Source organism: Caballeronia sp. GAWG2-1 (assembly GCF_023631405.1).
Lineage (GTDB): Bacteria > Pseudomonadota > Gammaproteobacteria > Burkholderiales > Burkholderiaceae > Caballeronia.
The window spans coordinates 244,674-262,388 of sequence record NZ_JALQDD010000007.1; the positions used below are offsets into that span (position 1 = coordinate 244,674).

Below are 17,715 nucleotides of genomic sequence, written 5' to 3' on the forward strand. Positions count from 1 at the left end.
ACTTTGACAATCTCTGGCGGCGTTGTTCGAGCGACCGCCGGAATGAATGCAGCTTTAAATACTGGGGAAGCACGTTGTTCAAACCTCATCGCTTTGTTCCTAAGACGGCTGTAGCCGCGGCGCTTGCCGCAACGGGTATCACGGCACACGCCGTTACGCCGTTCGTCGTGCAGGATATTCGGATCGAAGGTCTTCAGCGCATCGAACCGGGTTCCGTGTTCGCCTATCTGCCGATCAAGCAAGGCGACACGTTCACCGACGACAAGGCCTCCGAAGCGATTCGCGCCCTCTATGCAACGGGCTTCTTCAACGACGTTCAAATCGCAACCGAAGGCAATGTCGTGGTCGTGCAGGTGCAAGAACGGCCGGCCATTTCGAGCATCGATTTCGCGGGTCTGCACGAGTTCGACAAGGACACCATCACCAAGGCGCTGCGCTCGGTCGGCCTGTCGCAAGGCCGCTCCTACGACAAGGCGCTGCTCGACAAGGCCGAACAGGAACTGAAACGTCAGTACCTGACGCGCGGCTACTACGCGGCCGAAGTCACCACCACCGTCACGCCGGTCGACCGTAATCGCGTCACCATTCTGTTCTCGGTGGCCGAAGGTCCGAGCGCGAAGATTCGCCAGATCAACTTCGTCGGCAACAAGGCCGTGAGTTCGAGCACGCTGCTCGGCGAAATGCAGCTCTCCACGCCGAACTGGTTCTCCTGGTACACCAAGAGCGATCTCTACGCGAAAGAAAAGCTCACGGGTGACCTCGAAAATGTCCGCTCGTACTATCTGAATCACGGTTACCTCGAGTTCAGCATCGACTCCACGCAGGTGTCGATCTCGCCGGACAAGAAGGACATGTACCTGACCGTCGCCTTGCATGAAGGCGAGCCGTACAAGGTCAGCAGCGTCAAGCTGTCGGGCAATCTGCTGAGTCGCGACGCCGAGTTGAGCAAGCTCATCAAGATCAAACCGGGCGAACTCTTTTCGGCCGAGAAGCTGCAGTCCTCGACCAAGGCCGTCGTCGACAAGCTCGGTGAATACGGCTACGCGTTCGCACAGGTCAACGCGCAGCCGGAAATCGATCAGGCGCATCACACGGTGGCGCTCACGCTGCAAGTCGATCCGAGCCGCCGCGTGTATGTGCGCCGCGTGAATATCGACGGCAACACGCGTACGCGGGACGAAGTCGTGCGTCGCGAAATGCGTCAGCTGGAAAGCTCGTGGTTCGATTCGAGCCGCCTCGCGCTCTCGAAAGACCGCATCAACCGTCTCGGTTACTTCACGGATGTCGATGTCACCACCACGCCGGTGGAAGGCACTAACGACCAGGTGGACGTGGACGTGAAGGTCGCGGAAAAGCCGACCGGCGCCATCACGCTGGGTGCGGGTTTCTCGTCGACGGACAAGGTGGTGCTCTCGGCGGGCGTCTCGCAGGACAACGTGTTCGGCTCCGGCACGAGTCTCTCGGTGAACGTGAACACCGCGAAGACCTACCGTACCTTGACGGTCACGCAGGTCGATCCGTACTTCACCATCGACGGTATCAAGCGGATCACGGACGCCTACTACCGCACGTATCAGCCGCTCTACTACTCGACCGATTCGAGCTTCAAGATCGTGACGATGGGCGCGGACACGAAGTTCGGTATTCCGTTCTCCGAGCAGGACACGGTCTTCTTCGGCGTCGGCGCCGAGCAGAACACCATGGACGTCGACTCGGCCACGCCGCAGTCGTACATCAACTACGTGAACGAATTCGGTCGCGTGGTGAACAACTATCCGCTGACGGTTGGCTGGTCGCGCGACAATCGCGACAGCGCGCTCGTGCCGAGCCGCGGTTACTACCTGCAATCGAACGCGGAGTACGGCACGCCTATCGGCAACACGACCTACGCTAAATTCGACGCGCAGTTCCAGTATTACTACTCGTTCGCGCGCGGCTTCGTGCTCGGCTTCAACCTGCAAGGCGGTTACGGCAAGGGCCTCGACGGCCAGACGTACCCGATCTTCAAGAACTACTACGCGGGCGGTATCGGCTCGGTGCGCGGTTACTCGCCGAGTTCGCTGGGTCCGCGTGACGCGAAAACGGGCGACCCGATCGGCGGTTCGCGCATGGCGGTGGGTAATATCGAACTCACGTTCCCGCTGCCGGGAACGGGTTATGACCGCACGCTGCGCGTCTTCACCTTCCTCGACGCCGGCAACGTCTGGGGCGACCCGAATCAGGGCGGCACGAGCGCCGGCGCGAACGGCTTGCGGTATGGCTATGGTGTCGGTCTTGCATGGATCTCGCCAATCGGCCCGCTCAAGCTGAGCCTGGGCTTCCCGCTGCAGAAACATGAAGGCGACCAGTATCAGAAGTTCCAGTTCCAGATCGGCACGGCGTTCTAAGCTGCGTCGCGACGAGAACAGAGGCTTCATTCATTTCGACGTAACGTGAGGAACACTTTGCGAACCGGTAAGCTTTCGAAACATATGGCGCTGGCGCTTGCGTTGTCGATGGTTCTCGGCCTGGGTGCGGCTGCGAGCGCGAGCGCTCAGGAAGCGCGCATCGCCGCGGTCAACTCCGACCGCATCCTGCGCGAGTCGGCGGCGGCGAAGGCTGCGCAGTCGAAACTCGAGCAGGAGTTCTCCAAGCGCGACAAGGCGCTGCAGGACATGGCGCAGCGCATGAAGGCCATGTCCGACAACATGGACAAGAATGGCGCCTCGCTCGCGCCAACCGACCGCGCCGCGCGCCAACGCGATCTAGCGCAGCTCGACGCCGACTTCCAGCGCAAGCAGCGCGAGTTTCGCGAAGACCTGAATCAGCGTCGTAACGAAGAACTCGCGGCGGTGCTGGATCGCGCGAACAAGGTCATCAAGCAGATCGCGGAACAGCAGCATTACGATCTGATCGTGCAGGAAGCGGTGTATGTGAGCCCGCGCATCGATATCACGGATCAAGTGCTGAAGGCGCTGGCTGCGAGCACGCAAAATGGTGCGAGCGGCGCGAGTGGCGCAAGCTCGAACTGACACGGAGTAATTGAACGCATGGCATCAGGCATGGCGATCACGCTCGACGAATTGGTCAGCCGCTTTGGCGGCGAGATAGTCGGCGCGGGCACGCAAAAGGTCGAGGCGCTTGCGCCGCTCGACAAAGCCGGCCCCGCGCAACTCGCGTTTCTCGCCAACCAGAAGTATCTGGCGCAAGTCGAGACGACGCGCGCCGGCGCGGTGTTGATCTCGCCCGCCGATCTGGAGAAGGTGGGCAATCGCGCGGGCACGAATTTCATCGTCACGGCGAACCCTTACGCTTATTTCGCTCGCGTCGCACAGGCGTTTATCGATCTTGCAACGCCCGTCTCGAAGCCCGGCGTGCATCCGAGCGCGTATGTCGATCCGGCTGCGCACGTCGCGGCGAGCGCAGTGATCGGGCCTCATGTGACGGTGGAAGCGGGCGCGGTCGTCGGTGAGCGCGTGAAACTGGATGCCGGCGTGGTCATCGGACGTGGCGTGAAGTTGGGCGACGACGTGCATCTGTATCCGAACGTCACCGTGTATCACGGCTGCAAACTAGGTGCGCGCGTGATCGTGCACGCCGGCACGGTCATTGGCGCGGATGGCTTCGGCTTCGCGCCGGATTTCGTGGGCGAAGGCGATGCTCGCACCGGCACCTGGGTGAAGATTCCGCAGGTGGGCGCGGTGGACATCGGCGAGGACGTGGAAATTGGCGCGAACACCACGATCGATCGCGGCGCCATGGCGGATACCGTCATCGAAGAAAGCGTGAAGATCGACAATCTCGTGCAGATCGGGCACAACTGCCGCATCGGCGCGTACACGGTTATCGCCGGTTGCGCGGGTATCGCGGGCAGCACGAATATCGGGCGGCATTGCATGATCGGCGGCGCAGTGGGCATCGCAGGCCACGTCACATTGGCGGACTACGTGATCGTCACGGCGCAGTCGGGCGTCTCCAAGTCGCTGACGAAGCCTGGCATGTACACGAGCGCTTTCCCGGCGGTGAATCATGCCGACTGGAACAAGAGCGCGGCGCTGGTGCGCAATCTGGACAAGCTGCGTGATCGCATCAAGGCGCTCGAAACGGCGTTGGGCGAGAAAGCAGGTAAGGGCGACGCGGGCGGCGCGGAGTAAGCAAGCCAAGATCCGCTGGTTCAAAGCACTGGCCGGCAACCTTGATACGGGCAGTAAGCCGGCGACGTCAGCAATTTCAGCAGCGCAAGAGGTTGGTATTCTCACCGAGGCAGCGTCGAAACGTGCCGTGAGCAGGCCGAGTCAAGCAGTGTAAAAGCAGTGTAAAAGCGTCGAGGGTTCGTATCATCGCCGGCGCATAAACGAAACGCGCAGTAAGCGAGCCGGGTTCAACGGTTTCAAAAGGCGTCGACGGTCCATCCCATCATCGAGGCAGCAACAAAACACGCAGCAAGCCGCATCGAAGATAAACACAAAGGCATTTCCGGCGGGCGCAAGATTCGTTCAACGCGTCCGCAGTCAATTTCCGCGCACAACACGCGCGCGAGCAGAACGACCATGAGCACAGAAAAAATCAACCTCGATATTCACAAGATCCTCACGCTGCTGCCGCATCGGTATCCGATCCTGCTCGTGGATCGCGTACTCGAACTCGAGCCGCACAAGAGCATCAAAGCGCTGAAGAACGTGACGATCAACGAGCCGTATTTTCAGGGTCACTTCCCGACGCGGCCCGTCATGCCCGGCGTGCTGATTCTCGAAGCGCTCGCGCAGACCGCGGCGCTCCTGACTTTCGCCGAGGAACCGCACGATCCGTCGACCACGCTGTATTACTTCGTGGGTATCGACGGCGCGCGCTTCAAGCGCGTGGTGGAACCGGGCGATCAACTGATCCTCAACGTCAACTTCGAGCGGTACATGCGAGGCATCTGGAAGTTCAAGGCGCGCGCCGAAGTTGACGGCGTGACCGCTGCCGAGGCCGAGCTCATGTGTACCGTGAAGAACACGGCCGCCTGAGGCCGCGTTCACCGTCAAGACACAGGCAGCACGAACAGCTTGAGGCGATAAGCGCATGAGCAAGATTCACCCTACCGCGATCATCGAGCCGGGCGCTCGACTCGACGATACCGTCGAAATCGGACCGTACGCGATCGTCGGCCCCCACGTCGTGATCGGCGCGGGCACGACGGTCGGTTCGCACAGCGTGCTCGAAGGGCACACGAGCATCGGACGCGACAACCGCATCGGCCACTACGCGTCGATCGGCGGGCGCCCGCAGGACATGAAATACCGCGACGAGCCCACGCGTCTCGTGATCGGCGACCGCAATACCATCCGCGAATTCACCACGCTGCATACCGGCACCGCGCAGGATCAAGGCGAGACGTCCATCGGCGACGATTGCTGGATCATGGCTTACGTGCACGTCGGCCATGATTGCCGGCTCGGCAACAACATCATCATGTCGAGCAACGCGCAACTGGCGGGCCATGTGACGGTCGGCGATCACGCTATCGTCGGCGGCATGTCGGGCGTGCATCAGTTCGTGCGTATCGGCGCGCATTCCATGCTGGGCGGGGCTTCCGCGCTCGTGCAGGACGTGCCGCCGTTCGTCATCGCGGCGGGCAACAAGGCCGAGCCGCACGGTATTAATGTCGAAGGGTTGCGCCGGCGCGGCTTCACGCCCGACGCCATTTCGGCGTTGCGCCAGGCGTATCGCATCGTCTACAAGAGCGGTTTGTCACTCGAAGAAGCGAAATTGCAACTGAAGGATCTGGGCAAGGCAGGCGGCGAGGGCGATGCTCCGGTCAAGGCGTTCTCCGATTTCATCGCGACGTCGCAGCGCGGCATCATCCGCTAAGCGCGCCCGATGACGCCAATCACCCACTCGCCACGCATTGCGATGGTCGCGGGCGAGCCTTCCGGCGACCTGCTCGCGGCGTCGCTGCTTCAAGGTTTGCAAGAAAGGTTGCCTGCCGATACGCGTTACAGCGGCATCGGCGGTCCGCGCATGACTGCGGCGGGCTTCGAAGCCCACTGGCCCATGGACAAGCTGTCCGTGCGCGGCTATGTCGAAGCGCTGCGCCATATTCCCGAAATTCTCGGCATTCGCAACGAACTGAAGCGGCAACTGCTCGCGGAGCCGCCGTCGGTGTTCATCGGCGTCGACGCGCCCGATTTCAATTTCGGTCTCGAAGAGCCATTGCGCGCAGCGGGCATTTCGACGGTGCACTTCGTCTGCCCGTCGATCTGGGCGTGGCGCGGTGGCCGCATCAAGAAGATCGTGAAAGCGGTCGATCACATGCTGTGCGTGTTTCCGTTCGAAATCGCGTTGATGGAAAAGGCGGGCGTGGCGGCGAGCTATGTCGGCCATCCGCTTGCCGACGAAATCCCGCTCGAACCGGATGTCGCCGGCGCGCGACGCGAACTCGGTATCGCACAAGGCGGTCCGGTGATTGCCGTGCTGCCGGGCAGCCGCCGCTCGGAGATCGCGCTGATCGGCCCGACCTTTTTCGACGCCATGGAACTCATGCAGTTGCGCGAGCCCGGCGTGCGCTTTCTGATGCCGGCCGCGAACCCCGCGCTGCGCGAGCTTCTGCAGCCGCTCGTCGATGCGCATCCGAGTCTCTCGCTGACGATTACCGACGGCCGTGCGCAAACCGCCATGACCGCCGCGGACGCCATCCTCGTGAAAAGCGGCACGGTCACGCTCGAAGCCGCGCTGCTCAAGAAGCCGATGGTCATTTCCTACAAGGTGCCCTGGCTCACGGGTCAGATCATGAAGCGTCAGGGCTATCTGCCCTATGTCGGCTTGCCGAACATTCTCGCGGGGCGCTTCGTGGTGCCGGAGATCCTGCAGCACTTCGCCACGCCCGAAGCGCTCGCCGACGCCACGCTCAAACAGTTGAACGACGAAGCGAACCGCCGTACCCTGACGGAGATTTTCACGGACATGCATATCGCGCTGCGTCAGAACACGTCGCAGAAGGCGGCCGACGCGGTCGCGCGAGTGCTGCAAACGCGGAGAGCCGGATAATGGCGCGTGAGACAAAAGCGGTGCGGGCGACACTCCAAAGCGGGCTGGACTTCAGTTCGCCTTTCGACATCGTCTGTGGCGTGGATGAAGCGGGGCGCGGTCCACTGGCGGGGCCGGTCGTGGCCGCCGCGGTGATCTTCGATCCCGCGAAGCCACGCATCAACGGTCTCGACGATTCGAAGGCCTTGAGCGCGAAACGCCGCGAAGAGCTTTACGAGAAGATCGTCGATCGCGCGCTTGCTTTTTGCATCGCGTCGGCAAGCGTCGAGGAAATCGACACCATCAACATCCTGCATGCTTCCATGCTCGCCATGAAGCGCGCGGTCGAAGGGCTTGCGGTTGCGCCGACGCTCGTGAAAGTGGATGGCAACCGCTGCCCGACGCTGTCGATCCGCTCGGAAGCCGTGATTGGCGGCGACGCGCTCATCAAGCAGATTTCGGCGGCATCGATTCTGGCCAAGGTCACGCGCGACCGCATGCTGCTGGAATTGCACGACGTTCATCCTGTCTACGGATTCAATGCACACGCGGGCTACGGCACGCCGCAACATCTGAAAGCGCTTCATGAGCATGGGCCGTGCGAGCATCATCGGCGTTCGTTCGCGCCGGTGCGCGAGGCGCATATCCGTTTCGGCTCGATGCTGCCGGCCATCGCGCCCGAGGTGTTGCAAGCCGCCGCGACCATCAACGACGACCCCGATGCACGCGCGTTCTGAATCTTGAAATCGATCACCTCGCGGGACAACCCGCTCTACAAGCGTCTAAAGGCGCTCGCCGGTTCGACCGCGCAGCAGCGCCGCAGCGCTCACGCGCTCCTCGAAGGGCTCCACCTCGCTTCAGCCTTTCTCGACGCCGCCGGCCAGCCGGAAACCTGCGTCGTGACCGAAGGCGCGCTCTCCCATGCCGAAGCGCGGGAGATCGTCGCGCGCATCGAGGAAAAACGTGTGATCGTGCTGCCGGATGCGCTCTTCGGCCAATTGTCGAGCGTCGTGCGCGGCGTTGGCATGTTGTTGCTCGTTGAGAAGATCGATGCCGCGCTGCCCGACCGCGTCGAGGCAACCTGCGTGATTCTCGACGGCATTCAGGACGCGGGCAACGTCGGTTCCATTTTGCGCAGCGCGGCGGCGGCGGGTATCACGCGCGTTTTCTGCGCGCCGGGAACGGCTTACGCGTGGTCGTCGAAGGTCTTGCGCTCGGGCATGGGCGCACACTTTCTGCTCGATATCTTCGAGGATGTCGAACCGGCAAACCTGATTGCGCGCCTGGATGCGCCCGTGACCATCACCGACTCACATGGCGCGGTCGCGCTTTACGATTGCGATCTCGTGGGTCCGCTCGCATGGGTCTTCGGCAACGAAGGCGCGGGCGTGTCGCAGGTCTGGCGCGATGCAGTCACGCATCGCGTGACGATTCCACAGCCGGGCGGCATGGAATCGCTGAACGTGGCGGCTGCGGCGGCAATTTGTCTTTTCGAACAATGCCGCCAGCAGCGGCGCTGATCAGTAGTACGACGGCCGCTCCGGCTTGATCTCCTGCAGAATCGTGGTGGCGATTTCCTCGATCGACTTGTGTGTCGACGAAAGCCATTTCACGCCTTCGCGCTTCATCATCGATTCGGCTTCGTTGATCTCGTAACGGCAGTTTTCGAGCGCCGCGTACTTGCTGCCCGGCCGGCGCTCGTTGCGAATCTCCGAGAGCCGCTGCGGGTCGATGGAAAGACCGAACATCTTCTCGCGATGTTCCAGCAAGGGCGTCGGCAGTTTGCCGCGCTCGAAATCTTCCGGAATCAGCGGGTAGTTCGCCGCCTTCACCCCGTATTGCATTGCCAGATAGAGGCTCGTGGGCGTCTTGCCACTGCGCGAGACGCCTACGAGAATCACGTCCGCTTCCGTGAGATTGCGGTTGGATTGACCGTCGTCGTGCGCGAGCGAGAAGTTGATGGCCTCGATGCGGTTCTTGTATTCCTCGGTGTCCGCGTTCTGGTGGACGCGGCCCATGGCATGCGTCGACTTTATTTCCAGTTCGTGTTCGAGCGGCTCGATGAAGGTCTGGAACATGTCGAGCACGAGCGCATTGCAGCCCTTGACGATCTCGTTCGACGCGCTGTCGACGAGCGTCGTGAAGACGATGGGCCGCCGTCCGTCCAGTGACACCACTTCGTTGATCTTCTCGACGGTCGCATGCGCCTTGTCGATCGAGTCGACGAACGGCACGCGCACCAGCCGGAATTTCTGGTCGAACTGGGCGAGGATCGAATGCGCGAACGTCTCGGCGGTAATTCCTGTACCGTCGGAAACGATGAATACGGATGGCGGCATCGGCGATATGGGGAACGAGTTGGAAGGCACGTGCTCGAAGGTAACGCGCGAGCACGGGAGCGGAAAAGGCCTGTGTTAAGGTAACTGGATTCGGGGTGTGCGCCGCCGAACCATCGAGCGTCAAAGACCTCGATTTTGCCGTCTATTTGCTGATTATGCCGGGACAAAATTGAGAAATGGCACGGTAGAATAGCGGCAACCTGTTCGATAAGCAATTGCGTATGGATTGATTAGGATTTTCGTCAAAACGAGGTTGCTTCGCTTATTTTTGCTTCAAAGAAGCATGAATCCGAGCAGTTTCAGACGTCCCTATCCATACCGCGATGGCTTATCAAACAGGTTGTACGAGATGCGTCTCGCGCTTCCAATGAGCGCCGCCGCATATGAGCCCACTCGTGCGATCGTGAATTTCATCCACCTTAGGGGCTTGTATGACTAACGCAGTTAATGTTGCGAACGATGTCGCAAAGGATCAGGCGTATGTAGTTCCATTCGAGCAGTTGCGAATGACCGACGTGGAAATCGTCGGTGGCAAGAATGCGTCGCTCGGCGAGATGATCAGCCAGCTTTCCGAAGCCGGCGTTCGCGTGCCCACGGGCTTTGCCACAACTGCACTCGCGTTTCGCGATTTCCTGCATCACAACAATCTGACCGAACGCATTGCGAAGCGTCTGGAGACGCTCGACGTCGACGACGTGAAGTCGCTCGCCGAAGCCGGTAAGGAAATCCGCCAATGGATCGTCGACGCGCCCATGCAGCCGCGTCTCGAAGACGAAATCCGTCGTGGGTTCGACGTCCTTCAGAACAGCTCGCCCGAAGAGCTTTCGTTCGCCGTGCGTTCCTCGGCGACCGCTGAGGATTTGCCCGACGCATCGTTCGCGGGTCAGCAGGAGAGCTATCTGAACGTCGTCGGCATCGAAGACGTGCTCGACCGCATGAAGCACGTGTTCGCGTCGCTGTACAACGACCGCGCCATTTCTTATCGCGTCCACAAGGGCTTCACCCACGCCGAAGTCGCGTTGTCGGCGGGCGTGCAGCGCATGGTCCGTTCGGACGTGGGCGCAGCGGGCGTCATGTTCACCATCGACACGGAATCGGGCTTCAAGGAAACCGTGTTCATCACGTCGAGCTACGGTCTCGGCGAAACGGTGGTGCAGGGCGCGGTGAATCCGGACGAGTTCCACGTCTTCAAGACCACGCTCGCGCAGAACAAGTATCCGATCATCCGCCGTTCCATCGGCTCGAAGCTCATCAAGATGGAGTTCACGAAGGCCGGCGAAGCGGGCCGCGTGAAGACGGTGGACGTACCGCACGAGCAGCGCAACCGCTTCTCCATTTCTGATGAAGACGTGATCGAGCTCGCGAAGTACGCGGTGATTATCGAGAAGCACTATCAGCGTCCGATGGACATCGAGTGGGGCCGCGACGGTCGCGACGGCAAGATTTTCATTCTTCAGGCGCGTCCGGAAACGGTGAAGAGCCAGGCCGCGGGCAAGGCCGAGATGCGTTTCAAGCTGAAGGGCCAGTCGAACGTGCTGACCACGGGCCGCGCAATCGGCCAGAAGATCGGCGCGGGTCCGGTGCGCGTGATTCACGACCCTTCGGAAATGGAACGTGTGCAACCGGGCGACGTGCTCGTCGCCGACATGACCGACCCGAACTGGGAACCGGTGATGAAGCGCGCATCGGCCATCGTGACGAATCGCGGCGGGCGCACGTGCCACGCGGCAATCATCGCGCGTGAATTGGGCGTGCCGGCAGTGGTTGGCTGCGGCGACGCAACGGACTTGCTGAAGGACGGCGCGCTCGTCACGGTATCGTGCGCGGAAGGCGACGAAGGCAAGATCTACGACGGCCTGCTCGAAACCGAAGTGACCGAAGTGCAGCGCGGTGAACTGCCGAAGATTCCGGTCAAGATCATGATGAACGTCGGCAATCCGCAACTTGCGTTCGACTTCTCACAGTTGCCGAACGCGGGTGTGGGCCTGGCGCGGCTCGAATTCATCATCAACAACAATATCGGCGTGCATCCGCGGGCTATTCTCGAGTACCCGAATATCGACGCCGATTTGAAGAAGGCCGTCGAAAGCGTTGCGCGCGGTCATGCGTCGCCGCGTGCGTTCTACGTCGACAAGCTGACCGAAGGCATCGCCACGATCGCGGCGGCGTTCTATCCGAAGCCCGTCATCGTGCGTCTGTCCGACTTCAAGTCGAACGAGTACAAGAAGCTGATCGGCGGTTCGCGCTACGAGCCGGACGAAGAAAATCCGATGCTCGGTTTCCGCGGCGCATCGCGCTATATCTCGGACGACTTCGCCGAAGCGTTCCATATGGAATGCATCGCGCTGAAGAAGGTGCGTGAAGACATGGGACTCGACAACGTCGAGATCATGGTGCCGTTCGTGCGCACGCTGAAGCAGGCGGAGCGTGTGGTCGGTCTGCTCGACAAGTTCGGGCTCAAGCGCGGCGTGAACGGCCTCAAGCTCGTGATGATGTGCGAAGTGCCGTCCAACGCGATTCTCGCCGAAGAATTCCTGCAGTTCTTCGACGGCTTCTCCATCGGTTCGAACGACTTGACGCAGCTTACGCTCGGCCTCGACCGCGACTCCGGCATGGAACTGCTCGCCGCCGACTTCGACGAACGCGACGAAGCCGTGAAGTTCATGCTGAAGCGCGCAATCGAGACGTGTCTGAGGCTCAACAAGTACGTCGGCATTTGCGGTCAGGGCCCGTCGGATCATCCGGACCTCGCCGAATGGCTGGCAAAGCAGGGCATCGAATCCATGTCGCTGAACCCGGACACCATCATTGACACCTGGCAGCAATTGGCGACTACTTTGTCAAAATAAGTGGGCAGTGCCTTTCCGTGTGCTGACGGAGAGGCGCATCATGCTATAAAAAACACCCCGGACCTTTCCGGGGTGTTTTCGTTTGGAGACGAGCATGGCGACGAATGGACTGATCTGGTGGATCGCAGCCGGTGCGTTGATCGTAACGGAGTTGTTTACCGGCACGTTCTATCTGCTGATGATCGCGCTCGGGTTGATCGCGGGCGGTCTTGCGCATGCAATGGGCGCGTTGCCGCACGTGCAGTTCGGCGTGGCGGCGGTCGTCGCGCTGGTCGCGGTCGCCGTGTTGCGGCGTTCGCGCTTCGGCAACTGGAAGCGGCGCGACGCCACGCGCGATGCGGCGGTGAATCTCGACATCGGCGCGACGCTCGAGGTCGACGAATGGCGCGATGGCCGCGCGCGGGCGATGTATCGCGGCGCGCAGTGGGACATCGTGCTGGCGCCGGGCGAGTCGGAAACGGCGCGCTGGTATCGCATCACCGCGCTCGACGGCAGCCGGCTCGTCGTTGCCGCAAAAGGCTCCTGAGCGCAAACCGGTCGAAACTCGATCAACAAGAACCCAAGGAGTAGAAAATGATTTTCGCGCTAGTCTTGCTCGTCATCGCAATCGTGATTGTGGTGAACACGGTCAAGATCGTTCCGCAGCAGCACGCATGGGTGCTGGAACGTCTCGGCCGCTATCACGCGACGTTGACGCCGGGCCTGAACATCGTGCTGCCGTTCATCGACCGCATTGCGTACAAGCACGTGCTCAAGGAGATTCCGCTCGAAGTGCCGAGCCAGGTCTGCATTACGCGCGACAACACGCAATTGCAGGTGGATGGCGTGCTGTACTTTCAGGTCACGGATGCCATGAAGGCGTCGTATGGATCGAGCAACTTCGTTTTTGCCATCACGCAGCTATCGCAGACGACGTTGCGTTCGGTCATCGGCAAGCTGGAACTCGACAAGACCTTCGAGGAGCGCGATTACATCAACCAGAACATCGTCGCTTCGCTGGACGAAGCCGCGTCGAACTGGGGCGTGAAGGTGCTGCGCTACGAGATCAAGGACCTGACGCCGCCGAAGGACATCCTTCACGCGATGCAGGCGCAGATCACCGCCGAGCGCGAGAAGCGGGCGTTGATCGCGGCATCCGAAGGGCGCAAGCAGGAGCAGATCAACATCGCTTCCGGCGCGCGCGAGGCGGCGATTCAGAAGTCCGAGGGCGAGCGTCAGGCGGCGATCAATCAGGCGCAGGGCGAGGCAGCGGCCATTCTCGCGGTGGCCGAGGCGAACGCGCAAGCCATCGAGAAGATCGGCGCGGCGATTCAGACGGCAGGCGGCATGGAAGCGGTGAACCTCAAGGTCGCCGAGCAGTATGTCGGCGCGTTCGGCAATATCGCGAAGGCGGGCAACACGCTCATCGTGCCGGGCAACATGTCCGACATGGGCTCGATGATCGCATCGGCGCTCGCTATCGTGAAAGGCGAGGGCGGGGGCGGCATCATCAGGAAGAGCTAAAGCAGAAGGGGCGCTTTGGGGCGCCCCTTTTTGCATGCGGAATCAACGCGCGGCCGTTCGCATGAGACGCGCGCGTTCGCGGTCCCAGTCGCGCTTCTTCTCCGTCTCGCGCTTGTCATGCAGCTTCTTGCCCTTAGCAAGCCCGATCTCGCATTTCACGCGGCCTTCCTTGTAGTGGAAGTTGAGCGGCACGAGCGTATGCCCACGCTGCTCGACCTTGCCGATGAGCTTGTCGATCTGATCGCGATGCAAAAGCAGCTTGCGCGTGCGCACCGGGTCCGGGTTGATATGCGTCGAGGCTTCGGGCAGCGGGCTGATATGCGTGCCAATCAGGTACAGCTCGCCTTGCTTGATGACGACGTAGCCTTCCTTGATCTGCCCGCGGCCCGCGCGCAGCGCCTTGACTTCCCAGCCTTCGAGCACGAGACCCGCCTCGAAGCGTTCCTCGATGAAGTAATCGAAGAAGGCTTTTCTGTTGTCGATGATGCTCATGAATGGAAAGTGCCCAACTCGTTTAAAATCACAATTTTAGCAGCGCGCCGTCTGTGGGACGATCCCATGCGTCCAGCGCAGTTGCCGCCCAATCAAGCCACCCGCCGCGCCCTTTATGGCAGACGTCCAAAAAACAGTATTGATCCGCCATTCAGCGGAAGAAATGTTCGACCTCGTCACCGATGTCGCCGACTACCCCAATTTTCTGCCGTGGTGCGGCGGCGTGGAGATCGGGCGGCAGGACGAGAACGGCATGGAAGCGAAGATCGACATCAGCTTCAAGGGCATCAAGCAGCACTTTGCCACGCGCAACGTGCAAAAACGTCCGACCAGTATCGATATGGTGTTCTTAAGCGGCCCTTTCAAGAAGTTCACGGGTTACTGGCGCTTCACGCCCCTGCGCGCGGACGCCTGCAAGATCGAGTTCGCGCTCCACTACGAGTTCTCGAACCTCATTCTGGAGAAGCTGATCGGGCCGGTGTTCAGCCATATTGCCAACACCTTCGTCGATTCCTTCGTGAAGCGCGCGGATCAACGGTACGGCAAGAAATGAGCCTTCGTATCGACGTTTGCTACGGTCTTGCCGATGGCGCGAGCTTTCTCGCGCACCTCGATCTGCGCGAAGGTGCGACGGTGCGAGAGGCCATTGAAGTGAGCGGGGTCTTGAAGCAGCATCCGGAAATCGATTTGTCGACACAAAAGGTCGGCGTGTTCGGCAAGGCCCAGCCGCTCGATACGGCGTTGTCGGACTTCGATCGCGTGGAGATTTATCGGCCGCTCAAGGTCGACCCAAAAACCGCGCGTTTGCGACGGGTGGCGAAGACACGCAAGGCCGGTTCGATCGAAGGCCGCAAGTGGCAGTCGAAGGATTCGCGTTAGCCGGCGCCTTTCAATGCGCAGGCGCTTCCTTGCTAACGCGAGGCGTCACGACGCTGTGCTGACGCACCGACCAACTCACGCCCGCAGTCAGCAAAGCGATGGCGCAGAGTTCCGGCACGCGCGGCCAGCGGCCGTCGTAGACAAAGGCATAGAGCAGCGCGAAGAGCGTTTCGAACGCAATCAGCTGACCGGACAGCGTCAGCGGCAAGCGCTTGGACGCCGCGTTCCACAAGATGTTGCCGACCCACGAACCGCCCGCCGCCAGGGCAAAACTCACGAGCCAGAACAACTGCCAGCGTTCGGGCGACACGGCGGCCTGCACGCTGCCTGCGGGCAACATCCACATGATCGCGCCGAGGATTGCGCCCAGCACGCCCGTCACGATTCCCCACAGCACCGACCATTCGTTGCCATCGAAACGATGGTTCGCCTGCACGTAGCGCGCGTTGACGACCGCATACCAGGTCCACGCGGCGAGCGCCCCGAGCGCGCATGCGAGGCCGGCAAGCCGTGTCGGCACGCTGCTCGTCTCGACGCTGCCATGCTGCAAAAACACGTCGCGAAACACATCCAGATTGATGCACGCGATGCCCGCCAGGATCATCGACAACGGCCCGGCGAGGTGCCGCAATTCCACCGCGCCATGATCGCGCCGCCCCGCGAGCGTGACGGTGACGGGCAGAATGCCGACGATCAGCGATGTCGGCGCGACGCCGACCAGTTGCACCGCGCTTGCAAGCAGCATGTAGTAAAGAAGGTTGCCGACGAGCGCCAGTTTTACGAGCGCGAGGAGATCGGCGCGCGTGAGCTTGGTCATCAACCGCCGCGCGATAGGCAGCGCCACCGCGAGCGACACGGCGCCATACATCAGATACCGGCCGACGCTCAAAGCAAGCGGCGAGAAATCGGGCAACAGCCGCGGCGCCAGAAAAATGAAACCCCAGATTGCTCCGGCCGACATTCCGTACATCACACCGCGCTGCATCCCGACTCCCTGACCCGAGTCCATTCGATGTAGGCGAGGGTAAAGGCGCGCGCCAGCCACGTCTTGTCTAATTCTGCATATGCCAGGAGCGGTCGGAACGCCCGCACGCCCGGCCCATAACTTGCGTGCGTTCGGGCTAAGCCGCTGTTCGGGCAGTGAAAGCCCGAGGAACTATCGGTATAATCTGCTTTTGCGCCCATAGGATTTGCCATGCGTCTGATCCAGAAAGCACTCACGTTCGATGACGTGCTCCTCGTGCCTGCGTTCTCCAGCGTACTTCCGCGCGATACCAGTCTGAAATCCCAGCTGACTCGCAACATCTCCCTGAATATGCCCCTCGTGTCCGCCGCCATGGACACGGTCACCGAAGGCCGGCTTGCCATCGCCATGGCGCAGATGGGCGGCATCGGCATCGTTCACAAGAATCTCACTGCCAAAGAGCAAGCGCGCGAAGTCGCCAAGGTCAAGCGCTTCGAGTCGGGTGTGGTGCGCGACCCGATCACCGTGCCGCCGGAAATGCGCGTACGCGACGTCATCGCGCTCACGCAGCAGCATGGCATTTCGGGCTTTCCTGTCGTGGAAGGCGCGAAGCTCATCGGCATCGTCACCAACCGCGACCTGCGCTTCGAAGAGCGCATGGAAGAGCCCGTGCGCAACATCATGACGCCGCGCGAGCGCCTCGTGACGGTCAAGGAAGGCACGCCGCTCGCGCAAGCCAAGGCGCTGATGCATAGCCATCGCCTGGAACGCGTGCTCGTGGTCAATGACGCGTTCGAACTGCGCGGCCTGATGACCGTGAAAGACATCACGAAGCAGACCGAGAATCCGGACGCTTGTAAAGACGAAGACGGCAAGCTGCGGGTGGGCGCGGCAGTGGGCGTGGGCGCGGACAACGAGGAGCGCGTCGAGCTGCTCGCGGCGGCGGGCGTGGACGTGATCGTCGTCGATACCGCGCACGGCCACAGCCAGGGCGTGCTCGAACGCGTGCGCTGGGTGAAACAGAACTACCCGAAGGTGCAGGTGATCGGCGGCAACATCGCTACGGCGGCTGCCGCCAAGGCGCTCGTCGAATACGGCGCGGACGCGGTGAAGGTCGGTATCGGTCCGGGCTCCATCTGCACGACGCGGATCGTCGCGGGCGTGGGCGTGCCGCAGATCACGGCAATCGCGAACGTCTCGGAAGGATTGCGCGGCAGCGGCGTGCCGGTGATCGCGGACGGCGGCGCGCGCTTCTCGGGCGATGTCGCCAAGGCGCTTGCGGCCGGCGCGAACGTCGTCATGATGGGCAGCATGCTCGCGGGCACGGAAGAGTCGCCCGGCGACGTGTTCCTGTTCCAGGGCCGCCAGTACAAGGCGTATCGCGGCATGGGTTCAGTCGGCGCGATGAAGGACGGCGCGGCGGACCGCTACTTCCAGGACAACTCGGCGAACATCGACAAGCTCGTGCCGGAAGGCATCGAAGGCCGCGTGGCCTACAAGGGCTCGGTCAACGCCATCCTGTTCCAGGTCATCGGCGGCGTGCGCGCGAGCATGGGTTATTGCGGCTGCAGCACCATTGCCGAGTTGCACGACAAGGCTGAGTTCGTGCAGATCACGGCGGCCGGCATGCGCGAGTCGCACGTGCACGACGTGCAGATCACGAAGGAAGCGCCGAATTACCACGTCGACTGAACATATTGAC

The 17,715-nt window shown here is 61.6% G+C and carries 17 protein-coding genes; 14 read left to right on the top strand and 3 right to left on the bottom strand.

Features of this window, described 5'->3' with window-relative positions; translation table 11 throughout:
* Positions 1 to 74: 74 nt before the first annotated feature.
* The 8 genes from bamA to NCR98_RS06040 all read left to right on the top strand — a co-directional run bounded on the left by bamA (position 75) and on the right by NCR98_RS06040 (position 8,507).
* Positions 75 to 2,387, top strand: a complete 2,313-nt coding sequence (bamA, locus tag NCR98_RS06005; RefSeq protein ID WP_244827767.1) for an outer membrane protein assembly factor BamA — start codon at positions 75 to 77, stop codon at positions 2,385 to 2,387.
* 84 nt (positions 2,388 to 2,471) lie between these two features.
* Positions 2,472 to 3,011: an OmpH/Skp family outer membrane protein gene (locus tag NCR98_RS06010; protein WP_244827768.1), complete on the top strand. Its 540-nt coding sequence runs from the start codon at positions 2,472 to 2,474 to the stop codon at positions 3,009 to 3,011.
* Positions 3,012 to 3,041: 30 nt separating this feature from the next.
* The gene (gene lpxD, locus NCR98_RS06015) at positions 3,042 to 4,133 is read left to right on the top strand and encodes a UDP-3-O-(3-hydroxymyristoyl)glucosamine N-acyltransferase (protein ID WP_250525814.1); all 1,092 of its coding nucleotides are present in this window, start codon (positions 3,042 to 3,044) and stop codon (positions 4,131 to 4,133) included.
* A gap of 396 nt (positions 4,134 to 4,529) precedes the next feature.
* Positions 4,530 to 4,988: a 3-hydroxyacyl-ACP dehydratase FabZ gene (gene fabZ / locus NCR98_RS06020; RefSeq protein ID WP_244827769.1), complete on the top strand. Its 459-nt coding sequence runs from the start codon at positions 4,530 to 4,532 to the stop codon at positions 4,986 to 4,988.
* A gap of 55 nt (positions 4,989 to 5,043) precedes the next feature.
* Positions 5,044 to 5,832 (top strand): acyl-ACP--UDP-N-acetylglucosamine O-acyltransferase, encoded by a 789-nt coding sequence (gene lpxA / locus NCR98_RS06025; RefSeq protein ID WP_244827770.1) that lies wholly within the window; start codon positions 5,044 to 5,046, stop codon positions 5,830 to 5,832.
* 9 nt (positions 5,833 to 5,841) lie between these two features.
* On the top strand, positions 5,842 to 7,008 hold the full coding sequence (gene lpxB / locus NCR98_RS06030) for a lipid-A-disaccharide synthase (RefSeq protein WP_250525747.1): 1,167 nt from the start codon (positions 5,842 to 5,844) through the stop codon (positions 7,006 to 7,008).
* Positions 7,008 to 7,724, top strand: coding sequence for a ribonuclease HII (rnhB, locus tag NCR98_RS06035; RefSeq protein WP_244827772.1), 717 nt, complete (start codon positions 7,008 to 7,010; stop codon positions 7,722 to 7,724). Before lpxB ends, rnhB begins: the two co-directional genes overlap by 1 nt.
* Before the next feature lie 3 nt (positions 7,725 to 7,727).
* Complete coding sequence (locus NCR98_RS06040; protein WP_250525748.1) at positions 7,728 to 8,507, top strand: TrmH family RNA methyltransferase; 780 nt, start codon at positions 7,728 to 7,730, stop codon at positions 8,505 to 8,507.
* Here NCR98_RS06040 and ppsR read toward each other — a convergent pair whose 3' ends face one another.
* A complete protein-coding gene (gene ppsR, locus NCR98_RS06045) occupies positions 8,508 to 9,326 on the bottom strand; it encodes a posphoenolpyruvate synthetase regulatory kinase/phosphorylase PpsR (RefSeq protein ID WP_244827774.1) in 819 nt (272 codons plus the stop codon).
* Positions 9,327 to 9,757: 431 nt separating this feature from the next.
* On the opposite strand from ppsR, the gene ppsA reads away from it, so the two are divergent.
* The 3 genes from ppsA to NCR98_RS06060 all read left to right on the top strand — a co-directional run bounded on the left by ppsA (position 9,758) and on the right by NCR98_RS06060 (position 13,678).
* Positions 9,758 to 12,175, top strand: a complete 2,418-nt coding sequence (gene ppsA, locus NCR98_RS06050) for a phosphoenolpyruvate synthase (RefSeq protein ID WP_244827775.1) — start codon at positions 9,758 to 9,760, stop codon at positions 12,173 to 12,175.
* A 94-nt stretch (positions 12,176 to 12,269) separates the two neighbouring features.
* On the top strand, positions 12,270 to 12,701 hold the full coding sequence (locus tag NCR98_RS06055; protein ID WP_250464507.1) for an NfeD family protein: 432 nt from the start codon (positions 12,270 to 12,272) through the stop codon (positions 12,699 to 12,701).
* Positions 12,702 to 12,748: 47 nt separating this feature from the next.
* Entirely contained in the window at positions 12,749 to 13,678 is a 930-nt protein-coding gene (locus NCR98_RS06060; RefSeq protein ID WP_244827777.1) for an SPFH domain-containing protein, read from the top strand.
* A 42-nt stretch (positions 13,679 to 13,720) separates the two neighbouring features.
* Here the strand turns inward: NCR98_RS06060 and smpB are convergent, their stop codons facing one another.
* Positions 13,721 to 14,170, bottom strand: a complete 450-nt coding sequence (smpB, locus tag NCR98_RS06065; protein ID WP_250464509.1) for an SsrA-binding protein SmpB — start codon at positions 14,168 to 14,170, stop codon at positions 13,721 to 13,723.
* Positions 14,171 to 14,285: 115 nt separating this feature from the next.
* On the opposite strand from smpB, the gene NCR98_RS06070 reads away from it, so the two are divergent.
* Positions 14,286 to 14,723, top strand: a complete 438-nt coding sequence (locus NCR98_RS06070; RefSeq protein ID WP_244827779.1) for a type II toxin-antitoxin system RatA family toxin — start codon at positions 14,286 to 14,288, stop codon at positions 14,721 to 14,723.
* Positions 14,720 to 15,049 (top strand): RnfH family protein, encoded by a 330-nt coding sequence (locus NCR98_RS06075; RefSeq protein WP_244827780.1) that lies wholly within the window; start codon positions 14,720 to 14,722, stop codon positions 15,047 to 15,049. Before NCR98_RS06070 ends, NCR98_RS06075 begins: the two co-directional genes overlap by 4 nt.
* A gap of 10 nt (positions 15,050 to 15,059) precedes the next feature.
* Here NCR98_RS06075 and NCR98_RS06080 read toward each other — a convergent pair whose 3' ends face one another.
* A complete protein-coding gene (locus NCR98_RS06080) occupies positions 15,060 to 16,034 on the bottom strand; it encodes a DMT family transporter (protein WP_250525749.1) in 975 nt (324 codons plus the stop codon).
* A 210-nt stretch (positions 16,035 to 16,244) separates the two neighbouring features.
* Between NCR98_RS06080 and guaB the strand changes: the two genes are divergently transcribed.
* Complete coding sequence (gene guaB, locus NCR98_RS06085) at positions 16,245 to 17,705, top strand: IMP dehydrogenase (protein WP_244827782.1); 1,461 nt, start codon at positions 16,245 to 16,247, stop codon at positions 17,703 to 17,705.
* Positions 17,706 to 17,715: the final 10 nt, after the last annotated feature.